The 17,293-nt window shown below is 59.8% G+C and carries 19 protein-coding genes, 1 tRNA gene and 1 pseudogene; 8 read left to right on the top strand and 13 right to left on the bottom strand.

Features of this window, described 5'->3' with window-relative positions:
* The first annotated feature begins 102 nt into the window (after positions 1-102).
* The 5 genes from J0F90_RS00365 to J0F90_RS00345 all read left to right on the top strand — a co-directional run bounded on the left by J0F90_RS00365 (position 103) and on the right by J0F90_RS00345 (position 3,877).
* Positions 103-387: a DUF3892 domain-containing protein gene (locus tag J0F90_RS00365; protein WP_015376201.1), complete on the top strand. Its 285-nt coding sequence runs from the start codon at positions 103-105 to the stop codon at positions 385-387.
* Positions 388-520: 133 nt separating this feature from the next.
* On the top strand, positions 521-1,744 hold the full coding sequence (locus J0F90_RS00360; RefSeq protein ID WP_015376200.1) for a nucleotidyltransferase domain-containing protein: 1,224 nt from the start codon (positions 521-523) through the stop codon (positions 1,742-1,744).
* Position 1,745: 1 nt separating this feature from the next.
* The gene (locus J0F90_RS00355) at positions 1,746-2,225 is read left to right on the top strand and encodes a type II CBASS E2 protein (protein ID WP_227944641.1); all 480 of its coding nucleotides are present in this window, start codon (positions 1,746-1,748) and stop codon (positions 2,223-2,225) included.
* Positions 2,215-2,769, top strand: coding sequence for a 3'-5' exonuclease (locus J0F90_RS00350; protein ID WP_033639060.1), 555 nt, complete (start codon positions 2,215-2,217; stop codon positions 2,767-2,769). The genes J0F90_RS00355 and J0F90_RS00350 overlap by 11 nt, the downstream gene beginning before the upstream one ends.
* 1 nt (position 2,770) lies before the next feature.
* On the top strand, positions 2,771-3,877 hold the full coding sequence (locus J0F90_RS00345; RefSeq protein ID WP_015376197.1) for an SAVED domain-containing protein: 1,107 nt from the start codon (positions 2,771-2,773) through the stop codon (positions 3,875-3,877).
* Positions 3,878-4,125: 248 nt separating this feature from the next.
* Here the strand turns inward: J0F90_RS00345 and J0F90_RS00340 are convergent, their stop codons facing one another.
* The 11 genes and pseudogenes from J0F90_RS00340 to J0F90_RS00295 form a co-directional block, all read right to left on the bottom strand.
* Positions 4,126-6,459: a primase-helicase zinc-binding domain-containing protein gene (locus J0F90_RS00340; RefSeq protein ID WP_033639061.1), complete on the bottom strand. Its 2,334-nt coding sequence runs from the start codon at positions 6,457-6,459 to the stop codon at positions 4,126-4,128.
* A gap of 10 nt (positions 6,460-6,469) precedes the next feature.
* Entirely contained in the window at positions 6,470-6,805 is a 336-nt protein-coding gene (locus J0F90_RS00335; protein ID WP_033639062.1) for a DUF5375 family protein, read from the bottom strand.
* Complete coding sequence (locus J0F90_RS00330; RefSeq protein ID WP_033639063.1) at positions 6,802-7,065, bottom strand: hypothetical protein; 264 nt, start codon at positions 7,063-7,065, stop codon at positions 6,802-6,804. Before J0F90_RS00330 ends, J0F90_RS00335 begins: the two co-directional genes overlap by 4 nt.
* On the bottom strand, positions 7,062-7,253 hold the full coding sequence (locus tag J0F90_RS24855; RefSeq protein WP_412103734.1) for a host cell division inhibitor Icd-like protein: 192 nt from the start codon (positions 7,251-7,253) through the stop codon (positions 7,062-7,064). Before J0F90_RS24855 ends, J0F90_RS00330 begins: the two co-directional genes overlap by 4 nt.
* A gap of 24 nt (positions 7,254-7,277) precedes the next feature.
* Positions 7,278-7,487, bottom strand: a pseudogene (locus J0F90_RS24850) (ash family protein); the annotation flags it as partial.
* A 122-nt stretch (positions 7,488-7,609) separates the two neighbouring features.
* Positions 7,610-7,855 (bottom strand): hypothetical protein, encoded by a 246-nt coding sequence (locus J0F90_RS00320; RefSeq protein ID WP_016928974.1) that lies wholly within the window; start codon positions 7,853-7,855, stop codon positions 7,610-7,612.
* Positions 7,852-8,115, bottom strand: coding sequence for a helix-turn-helix transcriptional regulator (locus J0F90_RS00315; protein WP_016928975.1), 264 nt, complete (start codon positions 8,113-8,115; stop codon positions 7,852-7,854). Before J0F90_RS00315 ends, J0F90_RS00320 begins: the two co-directional genes overlap by 4 nt.
* Positions 8,116-8,898: 783 nt before the next feature.
* Complete coding sequence (locus tag J0F90_RS00310) at positions 8,899-10,074, bottom strand: tyrosine-type recombinase/integrase (protein ID WP_033639065.1); 1,176 nt, start codon at positions 10,072-10,074, stop codon at positions 8,899-8,901.
* A 162-nt stretch (positions 10,075-10,236) separates the two neighbouring features.
* A tRNA-Sec gene (locus tag J0F90_RS00305) sits at positions 10,237-10,331 on the bottom strand.
* A 98-nt stretch (positions 10,332-10,429) separates the two neighbouring features.
* The gene (locus tag J0F90_RS00300; RefSeq protein WP_033639066.1) at positions 10,430-11,773 is read right to left on the bottom strand and encodes an esterase-like activity of phytase family protein; all 1,344 of its coding nucleotides are present in this window, start codon (positions 11,771-11,773) and stop codon (positions 10,430-10,432) included.
* A gap of 75 nt (positions 11,774-11,848) precedes the next feature.
* Entirely contained in the window at positions 11,849-12,964 is a 1,116-nt protein-coding gene (locus tag J0F90_RS00295; RefSeq protein WP_272491506.1) for a cyanate transporter, read from the bottom strand.
* A 210-nt stretch (positions 12,965-13,174) separates the two neighbouring features.
* Here J0F90_RS00295 and J0F90_RS00290 point away from each other — a divergent pair, with 210 nt between their 5' ends.
* Positions 13,175-14,029 (top strand): LysR family transcriptional regulator, encoded by an 855-nt coding sequence (locus J0F90_RS00290; RefSeq protein ID WP_033639068.1) that lies wholly within the window; start codon positions 13,175-13,177, stop codon positions 14,027-14,029.
* A 6-nt stretch (positions 14,030-14,035) separates the two neighbouring features.
* Here the strand turns inward: J0F90_RS00290 and J0F90_RS00285 are convergent, their stop codons facing one another.
* On the bottom strand, positions 14,036-14,476 hold the full coding sequence (locus J0F90_RS00285) for a hypothetical protein (RefSeq protein ID WP_033639069.1): 441 nt from the start codon (positions 14,474-14,476) through the stop codon (positions 14,036-14,038).
* On the bottom strand, positions 14,427-15,047 hold the full coding sequence (locus J0F90_RS00280) for a nucleotidyltransferase domain-containing protein (RefSeq protein ID WP_016929554.1): 621 nt from the start codon (positions 15,045-15,047) through the stop codon (positions 14,427-14,429). The genes J0F90_RS00285 and J0F90_RS00280 overlap by 50 nt, the downstream gene beginning before the upstream one ends.
* 205 nt (positions 15,048-15,252) lie before the next feature.
* Between J0F90_RS00280 and J0F90_RS00275 the strand changes: the two genes are divergently transcribed.
* Complete coding sequence (locus tag J0F90_RS00275; protein ID WP_033639070.1) at positions 15,253-16,641, top strand: amidohydrolase family protein; 1,389 nt, start codon at positions 15,253-15,255, stop codon at positions 16,639-16,641.
* Between the two features lie 100 nt (positions 16,642-16,741).
* Positions 16,742-17,293: a cysteine hydrolase family protein gene (locus tag J0F90_RS00270; RefSeq protein ID WP_033639071.1), complete on the top strand. Its 552-nt coding sequence runs from the start codon at positions 16,742-16,744 to the stop codon at positions 17,291-17,293.

Below are 17,293 nucleotides of genomic sequence, written 5' to 3'. Positions count from 1 at the left end.
AGCAGTGATTTCAACCCAGGTTATGTAAAGGGCTATCCGGGCCCATTATTTCTGTTTTCCCTTACGCCTATGCGTAAATATTTCCCTAACCGAGGAGTTGTTATGTCGGACCATCAAGTTACCTGTATCAGAAAATCCGATCGCCAAAACGCGCATGAGCGCATTCAGGCTATTGGCGGCGTCAACGCCGATGGCACCCGCTGGTCACTGCCCCAGGCAGACGCCATTGCCGGGATCGAGGCGGGCACCTGGCGCTTTTGGGTCACCGCAAATGGCCATTCCGTCTGGGTGATTATCTCAACCAGCGCGGCGGGGAATAAATACCTCAAAACGCAAAATGACGGCGAACACCCCAATAACCTGCTCAGCCTGCCGGAATGCCCCTGACGTCACCCGAGTTTCATGAGTGATACGGTGTGTGGGCCCGCTTGCGGCCCATCGCTTCACCCCTTTTTATTATTGGCCGCTGTGGCGTTCTCACACCCGCAGTACAGCGGCCCCCATAGCATAAGGAAATACTATGTACGGTTCCGCTACCGCCAGAAGCCTGCCGGCAGGAAAAAAGCAGCGTATCGCCGATTTATTATCGCAAATTATTGAAACGCTGGATCTCACCAAAACCCAATACGCCAACATCAAAAGCGCCTATAACGGGGTCGGCACCTTCCTGTCTGAAGGCGACGATCCGCTATTGCAAGATGCCGTTATTTACCCGCAGGGCAGCGTGCGGCTCAACACCACCGTTAAGCCCAAAAATGAAGAGCAATACGATATTGACCTGATTTGTTATCTGCCCCATGCCACCCAGGCGGATTATACCGGCGTAATATCGGCCATTCGCCGGCGACTGGAGTCGCATAACACTTATAAAGATCTACTAAGCGATTTACCCCGTGGATTCCGTATCAACTATGCCGGAGATTATCATCTGGATATCACGCCGGGCCGCGAACACACCGGCGCACAACATCCGGGCCAGCCGCTGTGGGTCGTAGATGCGCACACCGCCTGGAAGGAGTCCAACCCCAGCGGCTACGCCGAGTGGTTCGATAGCAGCGCCAGCGTGCAGCCCCTGCGCACCATTCTGGTCATGGATTCCGCCAGCCGCGTGGGCACCGAGGCGCTGCTCCCGCTGCCGGACAGCACCGACAAGAAATTGCTTAATCGCATCGTACAAATTCTCAAACGCCACCGTGACGAATGGGCCGCCGAGCAGGATGATGTCCGGCAGCGCTGCCGCCCGATTTCGGTCATCATCACCACGCTGGCTTGTCATGCCTACAACCACATCATTGCTGACAGGCGCTCCTACGACAACGACCTGGATATTCTGTTAGACGTGCTGGAACTGATGCCGGATTTCATTGTGTCGATACAGGGAGAAATACAGGTCAGCAACCCGCACATGCCGGAGGAAAACTTCGCCGAGAAGTGGAACCGCTCAGAGCAGGATGAGGGGCCTCAGCGCAGTGAAACCTTTTACCAGTGGCATGCCGCGGCCCAGGCGACGTTTAACACCATCGCCGCCAGCGTGGGGGAAGACAACCTGTTCCTGAGCCTCGAAGACGGCTTCGGCAAAAAGCCGGTCGATGTCGTCAGGCAACGTCTGATGGAGCATATGCAGTCGGCCAGAGAACAAGGCAGCCTGCAACTTGATAAGAAAACCGGCGGGCTGATCGCCACCGGCCTCGCCAGCACGGCGGCCCAGGCCGGCGTGCCTAAAAACACCTTCTACGGTGAATAACGTGGTTATCAGGCATCACTGCAAACCGCTGACCCTCGCCCAGCAATATCACGCGTTGAAAGCCGGCAGCCCGTATGAACGGCTGCGCATTATCCATCACGATCGCACCCTGCTATGGGAAGGATGGCTGCAACCCTCGCTGTTCAGCCGCCGCTACAAGGTCGCGATCCGATATAGCCTGCTCACCCCACCGATTTGCGTGGTGACAGAACCGGATCTCTTCGCGTTGGCCGGTACGCGGGCTATTCCGCACCTGTATCCCGCCGATAAGCATATTCCCGGCGCCAGGCTGTGCCTGTTTTTGCCTGGCTCACAGGCCGACAATGGGCTCAGCGAATGGCGCGCCCAGTTAAAAATCAGCGACACGATCATTCCCTGGGCGTCGCTCTGGCTGTTTTATTTTGAACAGTGGCTGCGCACCCGCGACTGGGAAGGCGGCGGCAAGCACCCACGCACCAGCGAGGTTAAAAATGAGCGTTGAACATGAAGGCTTTATCTCGGTCGATATTGAAACTGCCGGGCCCATACCCGGCGTGTGCAGCCTGCTCTCTATTGGCGCCTGCGTCATCGACAACCCGGCGGAACGCTTTTACATTGAAGTGCAGCCGCTGAATCTGCATTACGATCCTGAAGCGCTGGCCGTCACCGGTTTCAATCTGCAGACCCAAATAACCCGCGGCATCGATCCGAAAGCGGCCATGCAGCGATTTGCTCACTGGGTCACCGCGGTCACCGACGCCACGAGTAAACCGATTTTCGTCGGTTTCAATGCGGCTTTCGACTGGTCATTCATCAATTACTACTTTCACGTTTATCTCGGCCATAACCCGTTTGGCTTTGCCGCCCTCGATATCAAAGCCCTGTACATGGGGGCCACCGGCAGCCGCTGGCAAGACACCCGCTCCAGCCGTATCGACGCCCAATTTAATCTCAAAAATCACGGCAGCCACAACGCGCTGGATGACGCGCTGTATCAGGCCGAGATGTTTTTGAAGATCAAAGCACACATAAGGGAAAAACGCTGACATGGAAACGGCAAAATATATTCTGATAAAGCTGGTCGACTGGAAAACGCGCCAGCGGAAAATCCAATACCTCATCATGCTGCTTGGCGCCGGGATCCTGAGTGTGAACAACTCGCTGGGGAAGGCGTTAACGCTGGAGAAAGGCGATGCCCGCTTCTCGCTGGCCGTCTCCGAGGGGAATGTCATCACGGACTATTTCATCAATTTCGTGGCGGCATTCATCATTCTGGGGGGATTTGTCTGGCTGCTGGTCGACGCTTACCAGGAGGCTAAAATCACGGTGCGCAAAAAGGTGGTGGTTATCGAAGGGAGAGCGCTGCGGAAAGTCGCGACCACGCCGCTGTATAAAACGGTACCTCGTCATTTCAACGGAAAGATAGACGCATTAACCCTCGATATGACGCAGCGGATGCGGGATGGCGCAATCAGTCACCCGGAAGAGGCCTTTGACGACAATATCAGCACGCTGGCCAGCAATATCGCCACCCGCATTGACGGTATCGATCATCAGGATCTGACACTGGTGTATGGCGGGCAATTGCCGGTTCCGTTCACCTTCTACATTGGCGCCATTCTCGATGACAACGGCCCGGTCTGCGTCTATGACTGGGACCGAGCGCAAGAGGCCTGGCGGCTGATTGACAACAATGCCGATGATGACCGCGCCGATTTTAGCCTGATGGAAAGCCTCGTCACCTCAGCGGCCAAAGATGTGGTGCTGGCGATCTCGGTGTCCTACCAGGCCGACATTGCCGCCATACGCCAAACTTTCCCCACCTACCCGCTGTCACATCTCTCGCTGAACGCCACAACGCTCGGTAATCACTGGTCGCTGTCGAAACAAACCCGGCTGGCGCTGCAATTTATCGAACAGGTCAAAATGCTGACGGCGTGTGGCGCCGAACGCATCCACGTGATTTTGGCCGCCCCCAGCAGCATTGCGCTCAATTTCGGCCGCCGTTATGACAATCGCAATCTGGCGCGGCTCATTGTTTATCAGTATGAGAAAGAACAGCAGCCGGCCTACCCCTGGGGGGTGGTGATGCCGACGCAGGGGCAGCGTCGGGGCGCGGTCGTTAAGCCTCCCGCCGTTCCCTCATCCGACTGACTGTCGGGCAGCCCTGCGATTCAGTACAGCGTCAATAGGGGGGCGAAACGAGGATATAAAAAACCGGCCTGAGCCGGTTTGGGAGCGCTTGTCGTTATGATACCGGCCGCTCTGCGGCCGGGGTAATGCCCTGGTGTTGTTGCGTATTTTTCACTGTCACTATAGGCGGTGCGATGATTGAGCGTCCAATGGATTCGGCAGATCAATAAAGGGCAATTGATCGGCCCGGCCGATCGTCCTGCTCATCGTCACACCGCCCCACACTTCGGCAGCCAGTCCGCTTCGCACTCTTCACTCAATACCACATTGGTCTGCATCCCCAGCCGGGTTTTACGTTTGAGCAGAGTTTTCTCATACTCTCTCAGCGTCTGCGGCACCGCGAGACCAAAGGCCGTCAGGTTCATCACGTGCTGATAGCCCCGTGCCGCCATAAACGACAGGTAGGCGTGATACAGGTAGCGACGCGGATTCGGCGGGGTGATGTTGGCATTGCCTATCATCATGCCTTCCGGGGTGCCGAGCACCGTCAGGTAACCGCAGAAGTCAACCAGCGGGTCGGCCTGGCGTTTGATGGTCAGCGCCTCGTCCGAGCTTTGCTGCGCCTGGAGCAGTGTGCGGGCCTCGTTCGGGTTGGCGAAGCGCTGCATCAGGTGGCGCACGATGACTGCCAGCTCTTGGGTGATTTTGTCCAGCAACTGCGGGTCGCGCTCGATCAGCGGTATCGCGTTCGGGAAGGTAATAATCACTCGTCGCCGGGAGACCCCGCCGCTGCGGTCGCTGAACTGCATCGGGTTGTTGTTGACCGCCAAAATCACCGCCGGGATATGGGCGGCGTAAGCGTCGCGGTATTTCGGGTCGATGGCGACCGCATCGCCGCCGGTGATAGCCTTGATGCCTGCTCCGTCACCGCTCCATTTTTCCTGGTCGGGCAGGATAATCAGCGAGTAACCCACCACGCTGGCCCGCTCGCGCGCCGACTCCAGGTTATCGATGGTCGCGGAAGTGGTGTTGTCAGCCCCGGCCAGCAGCCGGGCGATGGCCGCCATCACGCTCTTGCCGCTGCCACCGGGGCCGGTCACTTCGAGGAACAGCTGCCAGTCGTAGCGGTTGGCCAGCACCATAAAAAGTGCCGCGAGGATACGCTCCTGTTTATCGTGGTTGCCCCCGGCGGCCCGCGTCAGCCACTGCCAGAAGTGCGGTGCATGGTCGGCCAGGTTCTCCCCGGCGCGCGGCGGCGTGTAGTCCACGCTGTTTACGGTGCGCAGCCAGTGTTCTTGCCGGTGAGCGCTGAACTGGCCGCTGACGGTATCAAACACCCCGTTACGAAAACCAATCAACCGGCGAGCAGGCTCGCCCATCTGCGGCACCATCAGCTTGAGGGTGTCCAAAATGCTGTTGATACCGGCGGCGGAGAACGGCGCGCGCACCTTCTGGAACAGCGCGGCAATCTCCCGGCTCAGTTGCCGGTGCGGCAGCACCTGCCAGGCGCCACGTGTATAGCGGCACAGCTCTTCCCCCACCGGCGGCACCGCCAGGGTGTTGCCGTAATGCTCAGCCAGCAGTTCGGCCTTCTCGCTGGCGCTCATGGCTTTCAGGTCGGCATCGCTCAGCGTGTCAAATGGGCTCGGCTGCGGCGGCTGGCTCAACGCCTGGAACTGCGCGCGCGTGGCCTCAGCGCCCTGCTGACAGTAAACGTCGTTCCAGTCGCCTTCCGTGGGCGGCAGCGCCGGGATACCGCCGGTGAGTGTGGCCGCCTCGGCGGCGCGGGTCTGCCCGGTGCCGCTGCGGTCATTATCGGCCGCCAGCAGCAGCCGTGCATCCGGGTAGTGGCTGCGCAGCTGCTCCGCCACCGCCGCCAGGTTGTTGGCGCTCAGCGCCACGCACACCGTTTCACCGGTCAGGCGGTGCACGGTAAGGCCGGTGGCATAACCTTCGGTGAGCCAGATAACCGCGTTGTCCGGGCCGCAGAGGGTGTGGCAGGCAGCTTTCACCTGCCCGCCCGCCAGCATGCGCTTGTCCCCGCTGGCGTTAATCAACTGCACGTTGACCACCTCGCCTCCGGCGTTATGCAGTGGCAGCAAGAGGTCGCCGGGCCGGAAGGTGATACCGCCGACGCGCAGCGGCTGGCCCTGCAAGGTCAGGGTGTCCACCTCCGGCCAGCCCTTGGCGCTCAGGTAGGCATTGCCGGTCTGAGGTTGCGCGGCAGCCACCAGAGCCTGTGCCTGTCGCGCGGCTTTGCGCTGGGCCTCGGCCTTGTCTTGTGGTGAATGACCGCTCTCAGCGGCCGGTGGCAAGGCGCTGGCGCTATTCCCCATCACGGCAGCCACCTGTTCGGCAGCAGCCCGGGCAGACAGTGACAGGGCTTTTTCCACCAGGTTGAGGCCGTCACCGGCCCCGCACTGATTACAGAACCAGGTGCCGCGTCCGTCCTGGTTGTCGAAGCGGAAGCGGTCTTTGCCGCCGCAGGTCGGGCACGGCTGCGGCTTGCCGTTCGGCTGCAAGGCGATGCCGAGGGCCGGGAGTATCACCGGCCACTGGCCGGTGGCGGTACGTACGGTCTGGGAAACGAAGTGGGCGCTCATGCTCTTCTCCTCAGTGTACGGTGGCGTTCTGCGATGCCGACAGGCGGTCGCAGCACAGCTCGTCCATCATCTTTTGCCCCAGCGCGGTCAGGCGCGGCGCGGCCACCAGAACGTCCGGCTGCACCATGTCACTCAACATCGTGCACGCCATGTCCATGCCGTCTTCTGCGCCGTACTGACGCACAAAGTGCCCTTCCAAACGCAGGGCAATCGTCATCTGCAGCTCGTCCAGCGTGTACCCGAGGCTCACCCGGTAAAAGGCGCAGGTGTCCAGATAGGCTTGCGCCACGGCGCGGCGGAAAACGGCGGTGCGGACTTCAATCGGTAAACAGGATGCAGTGTTCATGCGGCGGTGGCCTCCATGCGGGCAAGAATTTGGGATTCACAGGTGTTGACGACGTGGCCGAGCTGGTCGGTCAGCAAGGCAATGACCGAAGCAAACGATGCCTGTTGCGTGGCATCGGGGCGCTGCCCACTCAAGTCGAGGGTGTCCAGCAGGTCGAGGAACAGCACGCCGGTGGCGTGCGCATGCTGAAGACGCAGAAAATCGGCATGCGGGATAGGGTAATGGGTGTCGCGGTAATAACGGTCAGCCAGGGTGTTCATGCTGCCGCCTTAACCGGCAGACGACCGGCAAAGGACAACACGTAATCACGGGCCAGCACGCGGCGGGCGTTGTGCTCAGAATCCGCCACGGTGCGCACCATACGTGGTGAAGCCGTCAGCGCAGACCGGCGTACGGCCGCAAACAGGAAACAGAATGTCGGGTGAGTTGGGGTGAGGGTCGTAGCCATAACGGCAGCCTCCATAGTTAGCTGATAACAGCTACCACCGAAGTTCTCACGCAAGGGTGGTAGCCCAGACGGGGGTGAGAAACCGGTAACTATGTAAACCGGCCAGCCCGAAGGCTGCCCCGCCTGAGCCACCATTGATTGACTGCTGCGGTAGCATAACATCCACCGCACAAAAAATGAGCGCACAAAGGCCGCGACGAAAAAAAACACGCGTGGCGCGTGTTGTGTCGCCATAGTTAAACACGGGTTCTCACGCCCGGCTGCCGATTTTGCGGCAGCGGGAGGACTATAGCGCAAGGCCGGACAGGCAGGCAAGCCGTAAGACGCCCCCGGACGTTTAATCGATCGCATAGTGATCAACAGTCGGTCAGCTGGTCGTTGCGAGTATCGGCCGCCGCGCAGGTCAGCAGCACCGGCCCGGCGCGAAACAGGCGCGGCTCAGCCTGGCGACTCGCCAGACGAATAACGCCGTGTTTTTCACTGCGGTGCTCCGGCAAGACGACGCCAGGCTCTTTACGCTGCAACAGTATAGCTTCCGCCACAAACAGCGCGTCGCGCTCATCAAGGGTGAAATGCTGGCGACCAAAGGTTAGCTGCATCATGCGGCGGCCCCCTGGTGACGGTTAGCGATACGTTCGTCCATCCACTGCTCGACCTCAGAGGCCAGCCAGGCGACGTTTTTACCGCCGAGGGAGAGCTGGGCCGGGAACTGCCGGCGGCTCATCATCTCGTACACGGTGGAGCGGGATAGACCGGTGGTGTAGAGCACTTCCGGCAGGCGGATAAAGCGCTCGCGCGGGGTGTAACTGCCAGGAATAACCGGCGGCGGGGTGGATGGGGTGGGGGTGGAAACGGTCAACATAAAACGCTACCTCTTGGTGTCCGGCCAACGCTGGCCGGGACTGTGTGAACTTCGGTAGCGCCCTATTATGTGAATATTTACCGGAGTGGCAACAAGGCGTTGTTGTGTGGTGGGACAGCTTTTATGCCTATTTTTCAACCAAATGGGCATATAGGTTAATATTGACCTTTATTGGCAAACCTTGGCAAACCTAAAAAATAAACGAGCCATGAATAGCCGTTTATTAATAGGCAGAAACAGGCGTACAAGCACAACCCCAGGCTAGCCAGAGAAAAGGCCCTTCTTAGCCGAGTGAGCAGCAGTGAACACCGGGTGACGAGTGAGGAAATGACTCATCACAGTTTTATTTATTGATTTAACTAATTTTTTATCCAAGTGAACAGTAGTGAAGAGTTTAAAGAAGAACTAGAACCGCAAAGGTGATTTTGCAATCAATATCTGAGGCGGCCAAATAACAAAAACGCAGACGGGAAGAAAGGCGGCGTAAGACCCCATATATGGCCTCGCTATAATGAGATAATCACGCCCGCTTCCATCACGCGCGCCCTATCCTTCCCCAAAAACAGCCTTTTTCCTGGCTAGCGAGTGTCAAAAAACGCGTGCATGCATAAGGTGCATGATTTTGCATACAAGAACATGCATTATTTATCCCCTGCCGCGCCAGCAGCGGCGCGGCCTGCGGCCTCTCATGCACCTGCATGAAAAGTGACACATAAAGCGGGCAGGCGTGGCGGGGGTAGCATTGCGCGCCAAGGGGTTTTAACGATTTATTGGCGGCATTTTCTAGCGAGCAAGGCCCGAGATAAAATCGGCGTACCATTGCAGCATCTCACGGCGTTTCTCAAGGTACTGCGCATGGTTGTAGGTACCGCGAATACCGTTCTTGTCCACGTGGGCAAGCTGCATCTCTATCCAGGCAGAGTCAAACCCTTGCTCATGCAAAATAGTAGACATCGTATGCCTGAAACCGTGACCGGTAGCTCGCCCCTTATACCCAAGCAGCTCTATTACCTGATTCACGCTTTCTTTGCTTATGGGTTTCCTACGATTGTTTCGTCCAATGAAAATGTAAGGATAGTGACCTGTGATCGGTTGTAGCTGTTTAAGCAATTCAACCGCCTGAGTAGAGAGCGGTACAATGTGCGGGCGGCGCATTTTCATGCGCTCGGCGGGAATCTCCCAGATACCCCGTTCAAAATCAATTTCCTCCCATGTAGCAAAGCGCATTTCTTGCGTGCGGACGCCGGTCAGCATAACGATCTTCGCTGCATTCTTGGTGATGATGCTGCCGGTATATCCCTCCAAATCCTTAACAAAATAAGGCAGTTCCTCGGCCGAAAGGAACGGGTGATGCTTTTGCTTGGGAACGGCTAATGCGCTGGCCAGATCTGGGGCTGGGTTATATTCTGCCCTACCGGTAATAATGGCGTAGCGGAATACCTCTCCGCAACGCTGGCGTACCTTACGGGTCTTTTCCAATGCCCCACGCTTCTCAATGCGCCGTAGCACTTCCAGCAGCTCCAAGGGCTTAATTTCTGCAATCGGACGTTGACCAATGTACGGAAACACATCCTGCTCAAAGGTACGCATGATTTCTTCCCTGTAGGCCAGAGTCCACCGGTCAGCCTTGTTCGTGTGCCACTCGCGGCTAATAGCTTCAAAGGAATTCTCAACAGAAAGCTTCCGAGCGAGCTTTTGCGCCTTTTTCTCGGCTACAGGGTCAATGCCATTAGCAACTTGCTTACGGGCCTCTCCGCGCTTTTCTCGCGCGTCGGCCAGCGTTACCAAAGGGTAGGTACCAAAGGACATTAGCTTGGCTTTTCCGGCATAGCGATAGCGAAAACGCCAACCTTTACTCCCGTCAGTGTTGATAAGGAGAGACAGGCCTTGGCCATCGTTGAGGGTGTAGGGCTTTTCCTGCGGCTTGGAACGTCGAATTTGTATGTCAGTTAGGAGCATGTGTATAAGTGGATTCTGTGTATAAAAACATTATACGCACCATTATACACATTTTTCTCGGATTCAGGCGGTAACGCACGGACACCAGCGGACAATAAAACCATATAACAAATTGATTTTATGCATTTTAATGGACTTTTCAGGAACTACCCGGACAATCTTTGGCGGAAGATCACAGGAGTCGAACCTGCCCAGGACCGCTGGCGGCCCCAACCGGATTTGAAGTCCGGCCGCCCCACCGGGGACGAGGATCTTCCTTGGAGAAGAGAAGAAGCAAGGCGCTGATTATAGCGCAGTTTGTTCGCTGCGCTAAGCGGGAAATGGCGGCCGCCGGCGATTCGGCGGCCGGGGAGCGCTACTTCAGGAAATCCTTCACGTCCAGCAGGATGAACTCATTGTCATCCGCCATATTGGGCTGGCGGCTGGAGGAAAACGGGAAGTTGTTGTCGTTGCCGACGATGATGTGGTTGGCATCCACCACGTCCACGTTCTCGATGGTGAAGAACGGGAAGGTCAGCACGCCGTCGTTCAGCGGCTTGCGCGCCAGCTTGTTCGGATCCTGAATGTTCATCAGGTCGATATAACCCAGTTTCTCGACCGGTTTACCGACGTTGGCGTCCGAGAAGGCGATTTTATACACCCGCTTGAACTTGGCCACCTGGCTGAAGCAGTTGTCGGTTGGCGCGCCGGCGGCGCAGGCTTTATCCGGCGTGCCTTCGCCGTTGTCGCGCTCAATCACCAGCCCGTGGGTGGCGTCGATCATGTTGAAATCGCCGATGGCGTTCTGGTTGTCTTCCAGCACGTACTGCCAGCTGCGGCCGGTCCAGGCCTGCTGTTTGACGTCGAACTCCAGCACCCGCAGGTAGCGTTTGCCGCCGACGTTCTCGAACTGCTCGCCGTCCCACAGCGCCCCTTCCAGCAGCGGGTACAGCTTGCTGCCGTCCGGCGAGGCGGCCATGCCTTCAAAGCCTTTGGAACGCGCCACCTGGAAGTTCTGTTTGCCGTCCGGCGCGCCCGGCAGAGTCAGCGTCGGGTTGTCCGGCGATTTCACCACCTTGCCGTCCACTTGGGTGTCGAACACCGCCAGCACCTTGCCGTTCAGGTCGGCCTTGATCAGGTAAGGCCCAAACTCTTCACCGATCCACAAGGCATTATCGGCAAACTGGAAGCTTTCCGGATCGAAATCGCTGCCGGTCAGATAGCGCTTCTCGGTACTCTCGTTGATGATGTGGAACGGCACCTTTTTATCCGGATCGTGCAGGAATACCGTCTTCAGCGGCGCGACCGTGCCGTCTTTGAAATCGATCTTGTAGTGGTTGAGATACAGCATGGCGTCCGGGGAGTTGGCCTTGCTGCCGAAACCGTTGTCGGTCAGCACCCAGTAGGTGCCGTCGGGCATGTGTTTGATGCCGGAGTGGCCCTGCAGCGGTTGGCCGTTGATTGGCAGGCCGATGCCGGTCAGGCGATCGGCGGATTTGCCCGCCACGCTGCCCAGCTCGGTGACGCGTTTGCCGCTGGTGTACTTACCGCTCTGCTGCAGATCGCTCGGCGCATCCTTCGGTGTGGAAACGGCGGATTTCACCGGCAGCAGCGCATGCCCCGCCAGTGTCGCCTGCACCGGCTGCGCCTCAGCCCACAGGTTGGCGCTCAGCGCCATGCAGCCGACCAGCAGCGCCAGCCGGGTTTTGGTGTTGTGCATGTCATTGTCCCTTTTCGTTGTTATCGCCCAGAAGTAAAAGCAACGTCACTATAGGGAGCGGCAATGACAGAAATATTATTCGGCGAACGCCCGCCGATAGCTGTGCGGGTGGAAGCGCCAGGTGATGGCGATCAGCACCACCACCAGCAGCGCGTGGATCTGCCAGTCCAGCACGAAGCCGCCGCTGTAATCGCGCAGCAGGCCGGAAAGGTAAGGCGTGACGCCCGCCAGCAGGAAACCGACACCCTGCATGAAGGCCACCAGCCGCCCGGCCGCCGCCGGCTGGTGCAGATGATCGAGCGCCAGCACCAGGCACAGCGGGAACGCGCCGCCCAGCCCCAGCCCGGAAAGCAACACCCACAGCCACGGCAACGTCTGCGGCAGATAAATCAGGCCGATAAAGCCGATCAGTTGCATCATCAGCGCCAGCAACAGCAGCGGCCGCCGGTCATGATTGCGCGCCAGCGCCGGCAGCAGCAACGCGCCCAATACCTGGCCGAAGGTCATCAGCGCCAGCAGCGAACCGCTGGCCTGCGGCTGCCAGCCAAGCTGCATGTAATACGGCGGCAGCCAAGCGATCAGGCTGGTATAGCCGCCGTTGATCAGGCCGAAATAGGCGCCGAGCAGCCAGGCGCGCCGGTTGCGCAGCAGGCTTGGGCCGCGGTGTTCTCCCGCCGCGCCCAGGCGAGACAGCCCCCGGCTGACCGGCCACCAGGCCACTAGCGCCACCAGGGCCGGCAACGCCCACCAGGCCAGCGCGCTGTGCCAGTCGTGCCCCGCGCTCATCAGCCACGGGGTGATCGCCGCCCCCAGCCCGCCGCCGCCCATCAGCGCCGCCGACCACAGCCCGGCCACCAGCGCCATGCTTTTAAGGAAGTGATGCTTGATGATGCCGGGCATCACCGCCTGGATCACCCCGATGCCGAGCCCGCCCAGCACCGCGCTCATCAGCAGTTGCACGCTGCCGGGGGCCAGTTCGCGCCAAAGCGCGCCCAGCCCGATCGCCAGCAGGCTCAACGCCACGGCGCTGCGTTCGCTGAACAGCCGGTTGATGGCGCCGCCCGCCAGCGCCATCAGCCCCATCATCAGCACCGGCAGCGTGGTCAGCAGCGCCGCGCCGCCAAAGCTCAGCCCGGTGGCCTGGCGCAGCGTCGGCAGCAACGGGCCGATCGAGGTCAACAGCGGCCGCATGTTCAGGCCGATCAACACCAGCGCCAGCAACAGAGGGTTGAGCCAGCGGCGCGGGGAAGGTGAATTAACAGAATGATTTAACACGGCATATTCCTGGTACTGCGAAATGAAGAGTGCGGCGTCACAGCGCGATCGCCGCAGCGTTGCGTTACTGTAGGCAACGCCGCTAGTATTGGGAAATTAAATAATAAAATAGCCAACAGTGGGAAAATGAATCGCTACCCGATGTTCAATCCGCAGCTGCTGCTCAGCTTCGTCGCCGTGTGCGACAGCAACAGCTTCACCCGCGCCGCAGAGCGGGTGTTTTTGTCGCAGTCCACCGTCAGCCAGCAGGTGCGCCGGCTGGAAGAGATGCTGGGCAAGCCGCTGTTTGAGCGTTCCTCGCACCAAGTGCTGCTGACCGAAGAAGGCGTCAAGCTGTTGAGCTACGCGCGCCGCATTATCGCGCTGAATGAAGAAGCCCATGACGCGCTGACCGGCATCTGGCGCGACGGCGTGCTGCGGATCGGCATGCCGGAGGATTTCGCCGTGCCCACCACCGAACTGCTGGCCGACTTCAGCCGCGAGCACCCGCACCTGCGGCTGGACGTCGCCAGCGGCCTGAGCGCCGATCTGCACAGCGCCTACGCGCGTGAAGAGCTGGATCTGATCCTGGTGAAACAGCGCCGCCGGCAACCGCCGCGCGCCGCGCGGCCGGAACCGCTGCTGTGGCTGGACAGCCTGGCCTTCCCGGCCATCGAGCAATCGCCGGTGCCGCTGGCGGTATTTCCACTGAACGGCCTGTACCGCGACGAGCTGTGCCAGGCGCTCGACAACCTCGGCAAACGCTGGCGCATCGGCTACAGCAGCGCCAGCCTGGCGGCGCTGACCGCCGCTTCGGCCGCCGGGCTGGGCGTCACCCTGCTGCCGGCCGGCTGCCGTTTGCCGACGCACCGGGTGCTGGGCGGAGCCGAAGGATTGCCGCCGATAGACAGCTTCGAACTGGCTCTCTACTACCGCGACGGCGCCCCTGCCGCCACGCTGGCGCTGGCCCAGCGGCTAACGGTGTTTTGCGGGTTGAAGTGAGACCGCTTACGCCACTATCTGCGGATGTTCGTGCTGCAGCCAGTCGATAATCCGTACCCACAGCGCTTCTGTCTGCTCAAGGCAAGCCTGTACCGCCGCATCCGTCACCAAGTCGCCGGAATAATCCGCCACGTTGCGCTGTTTTCGCAATGCATCCAGGCAGATCATTTCCTCTCGCGGCAGCCCTACGGTGAGCGGCAACGATTGGATCATGATCTGGTGATGGCCGGGTTTGCTGGTCAGCGTGCGGTATCCTTTGGCTTGCAAAGCGGCATTCGCCATTTGCATGACCGCTTTATATGCCGTGTCGAAACGGCTCTCATTGCTGAGCTGAGTGATACCCGCATCGCGTCGATTGCGAGCGGCGGCGGCCAGCAATTTTTTAATCGCCCCCGCGTCAGGCGTTATCACCTCCAGTCCCAGCCCGACCAGATTGTCCAGCGTCATCCTTGTCTCCCGCAATCCAAAGTTGGGGTTTCTGCATAATGTCCTGTATAAACGCGGAGTTCTCGGCCAAAGCCGCTCGCCACTCTTCTGGCGAGTACAGTTTGGGGTTAATTTCCCGACCCAGCGTTGCCTGCAGCGGGTAAACCGCCTGAATCACCTCCGCAAAAGACAGTTTGCCGACAATCAGAACATCGATATCACTGGCCGCCGTCGCTTTGCCACTGGCGACAGAACCAAAAATAAAAGCGCGTTCAATAGCTTCGCCAAACGCTGCCAATGTCTGCCTTAAGCACTCCGCCGGCCCGCAAACCTTGCGGAAAATCGCCGCCAGCTCAGGGAAAATCAGGCAATCGGCGTTGGCCTGATAGCAAATTTGGTTGCCCTGCCGCTGCCTGAGCAAGATGCCGCTCTCCGCCAACCTGCTCAACTCTTTATGTAAAGTGCCGGCCTGAGTTGCGGTGCGCCGCGCAATTTCTCGCACATGAAACGCACGCCCGGCTTCAATAAACAGCAGGCTTAGCACTTTTCTACGGTATTCGCTGAACAGCAACTCGAGCATCGGATCGTGCATAACGCTAACCTCATGTAGCTTTAATGGCTACAAATGTAGCCATTAAAGCTACGAAAGAGCAAGCCAGGAAAATCCTTGCCCCGGCGCACGCCGGTCATTACCAAATCGAATAGTCACCAGTGGCAAATGTCGCTGCCAACCGGCCGGTTCCTCTCCTAAATTGGAGGATGTTTTCACCCCTCACCTCTGGATTAAGGAACCGAACGTGGAAAACCCTCAGCAACCGGGCCGCAGAGCCTTCCTCAGCCAAACCGGCAAACTCACCACCGCCTGCGCGGTGATCGGCCTGACAGGCGGCATGGCGCAGGCCGCTTCGCCTGGCGGCGAGCCGTGTGCGCCAACGCCGATGACCCTGACCGATCGCCACTACTGCCTGAGTGAGGTGCGGCTGGAAGACGGCTTTGAATACGACGGCGAAACGGTGATCGGCACCCGCACCGCGCTGTACACCCTGGAGATCAAAGACGGCAAGATCGCCGCCATTCATGCCGCCAACGCCGCGTTGCCCGCCGGCGTGCCTCGCTATCAGGCGCGGGGCCAGCTGCTGCTGCCGGCGTTCCGCGATATGCACATCCACCTGGACAAAACTTTCTACAGCGGCCCGTGGCAGGCGCCGCGCCCGCGCCAGGGCAAAACCATCATGGACATGATCGCGCTGGAGCAGACGCTGATCCCGAAACTGCTGCCCACCTCGCAGCAGCGGGCGGAAAACCTGATCGCCCTGCTGCAGTCCAAAGGCAGCACCGTGGCGCGCAGCCACTGCAATATCGATCCGGTCAGCGGCCTGAAAAGCCTGGAGCACCTGCAGCGCGCGCTGGAAAACCACCGGGCGGACTTCAGCTGTGAAATCGTCGCCTTCCCGCAGCACGGCCTGTTGCACTCCAAAGTCGACGCGCTGATGCGCGAAGCGATGCAGATGGGCGTGCAGTACGTCGGCGGGCTGGATCCGACCAACGTCGACGGCGCGATGGAGAAATCGCTCGACGCCATGTTCCAGATCGCCCTCGATACCGGCAAAGGCGTGGATATCCATCTGCATGAAACCAGCCCGGCCGGGGTCGCCGCCATCAACTACATGATCGCCACCGTGGAGAAAAACCCGGCGCTGCGCGGCAAGGTCACCATCAGCCACGCTTTCGCCCTGACCACGCTGACGCCGGGCGAACTGGCGGAAACCGCCACCCGGCTGGCGGCGCAGCAGATCACCATCGCCTCCACGGTGCCGATCGGCGGCCTGATGATGCCGCTGCCGCAGCTCAGCGAGAAAGGGGTGTTCGTGATGACCGGCACCGACAGCGTGATCGACCACTGGTCGCCGTTCGGCACCGGCGACATCCTGGAGAAGGCCAATCTGTACGCCCAGCTGTACCGCGGCTCCGACGAGTATCACCTGTCGCGCGCCATGGCCATCTCCACCGGCGGCGTGCTGCCGCTGGACGATAAGGGGCAGCGCGCCTGGCCGAAAGCCGGCGACGCCGCCGAGTTCGTGCTGGTCAACGCCAGCTGTTCCGCCGAGGCGGTCGCCCGTCTGCCGACGCGCAGCGCCACCTTCCATCGGGGGCGCCTGGTGGCCGGTCAGGTGAGCAAAGCCTAAGGTCGGTCCGCTGTTGTCATCATGATGGCCGTTTTTGGCCTTCTGTCCGAGTAAGGCGCGGCGCAAGATGGTCGCTACACACACTGGCGGAGGGCCGAAAATGTCACAGAGCGCGTTATTGATCATCGATGTCCAGCAATCATTCCAGCACCGTCCATTCTGGCAGGAGGACGATCTGCCGGCGTTTCAACAGGCTCTGACCCGCCTGATCGCGGGCTGCCGACAACGCGGCGCGGCGCTGGTCGACGTGCTGCACGTCTCGCCGCAGGGGCCGTTCTCACTGGCTTCAGGCTACGTGCAGCGCCTGCCGTTCCTCACCCACCAGGCGGATGTCACCGTGCATAAGCATGTGCACAATGCGCTGACCGAATCCGGCCTCGACGCCTGGCTGCGCGAGCGGGACATCACCCACCTGATCGTCTCCGGCATCCGCACCGAACAGTGCTGCGAAACCACCACCCGGGTGGCGTCCGATCTCGGTTATCGGGTGACTTTCGTCACCGAGGCGACGCTGACCTTCCCGATGCGCCATCCCGACGGCGAAGTCTTTACCCCCGCGCAGTTGAAGCGGCATACTGAAACCGTACTGGTCGATCGTTTCGCCCGCATCGCCAGCGTGGATGAGGCGCTGGCGCAACTCGCACAGGAGTAA

The organism is Serratia marcescens subsp. marcescens ATCC 13880 (assembly GCF_017299535.1).
GTDB lineage: Bacteria > Pseudomonadota > Gammaproteobacteria > Enterobacterales > Enterobacteriaceae > Serratia > Serratia marcescens.
Note: the sequence above shows the minus strand (reverse complement) of the source record. Positions and strands in the feature narration are given on the sequence as shown.

Excerpts from the sequence above, each read along its gene's own strand:
- J0F90_RS00365 (WP_015376201.1), top strand. The coding sequence starts at position 103 with ATGTCGGACCATCAAGTTACCTGTATCAGAAAATCCGATCGCCAAAAC.
- J0F90_RS00360 (WP_015376200.1), top strand. The coding sequence starts at position 521 with ATGTACGGTTCCGCTACCGCCAGAAGCCTGCCGGCAGGAAAAAAGCAG.
- J0F90_RS00350 (WP_033639060.1), top strand. The coding sequence starts at position 2,215 with ATGAGCGTTGAACATGAAGGCTTTATCTCGGTCGATATTGAAACTGCC.
- J0F90_RS00345 (WP_015376197.1), top strand. The coding sequence starts at position 2,771 with ATGGAAACGGCAAAATATATTCTGATAAAGCTGGTCGACTGGAAAACG.
- J0F90_RS00340 (WP_033639061.1), bottom strand. The coding sequence starts at position 6,459 with ATGAGCGCCCACTTCGTTTCCCAGACCGTACGTACCGCCACCGGCCAG.
- J0F90_RS00335 (WP_033639062.1), bottom strand. The coding sequence starts at position 6,805 with ATGAACACTGCATCCTGTTTACCGATTGAAGTCCGCACCGCCGTTTTC.
- J0F90_RS00330 (WP_033639063.1), bottom strand. The coding sequence starts at position 7,065 with ATGAACACCCTGGCTGACCGTTATTACCGCGACACCCATTACCCTATC.
- J0F90_RS24855 (WP_412103734.1), bottom strand. The coding sequence starts at position 7,253 with ATGGCTACGACCCTCACCCCAACTCACCCGACATTCTGTTTCCTGTTT.
- J0F90_RS00320 (WP_016928974.1), bottom strand. The coding sequence starts at position 7,855 with ATGATGCAGCTAACCTTTGGTCGCCAGCATTTCACCCTTGATGAGCGC.
- J0F90_RS00315 (WP_016928975.1), bottom strand. The coding sequence starts at position 8,115 with ATGTTGACCGTTTCCACCCCCACCCCATCCACCCCGCCGCCGGTTATT.
- J0F90_RS00310 (WP_033639065.1), bottom strand. The coding sequence starts at position 10,074 with ATGCTCCTAACTGACATACAAATTCGACGTTCCAAGCCGCAGGAAAAG.
- J0F90_RS00300 (WP_033639066.1), bottom strand. The coding sequence starts at position 11,773 with ATGCACAACACCAAAACCCGGCTGGCGCTGCTGGTCGGCTGCATGGCG.
- J0F90_RS00295 (WP_272491506.1), bottom strand. The coding sequence starts at position 12,964 with ATGCGGCCGCTGTTGACCTCGATCGGCCCGTTGCTGCCGACGCTGCGC.
- J0F90_RS00290 (WP_033639068.1), top strand. The coding sequence starts at position 13,175 with ATGAATCGCTACCCGATGTTCAATCCGCAGCTGCTGCTCAGCTTCGTC.
- J0F90_RS00285 (WP_033639069.1), bottom strand. The coding sequence starts at position 14,476 with ATGACGCTGGACAATCTGGTCGGGCTGGGACTGGAGGTGATAACGCCT.
- J0F90_RS00280 (WP_016929554.1), bottom strand. The coding sequence starts at position 15,047 with ATGCACGATCCGATGCTCGAGTTGCTGTTCAGCGAATACCGTAGAAAA.
- J0F90_RS00270 (WP_033639071.1), top strand. The coding sequence starts at position 16,742 with ATGTCACAGAGCGCGTTATTGATCATCGATGTCCAGCAATCATTCCAG.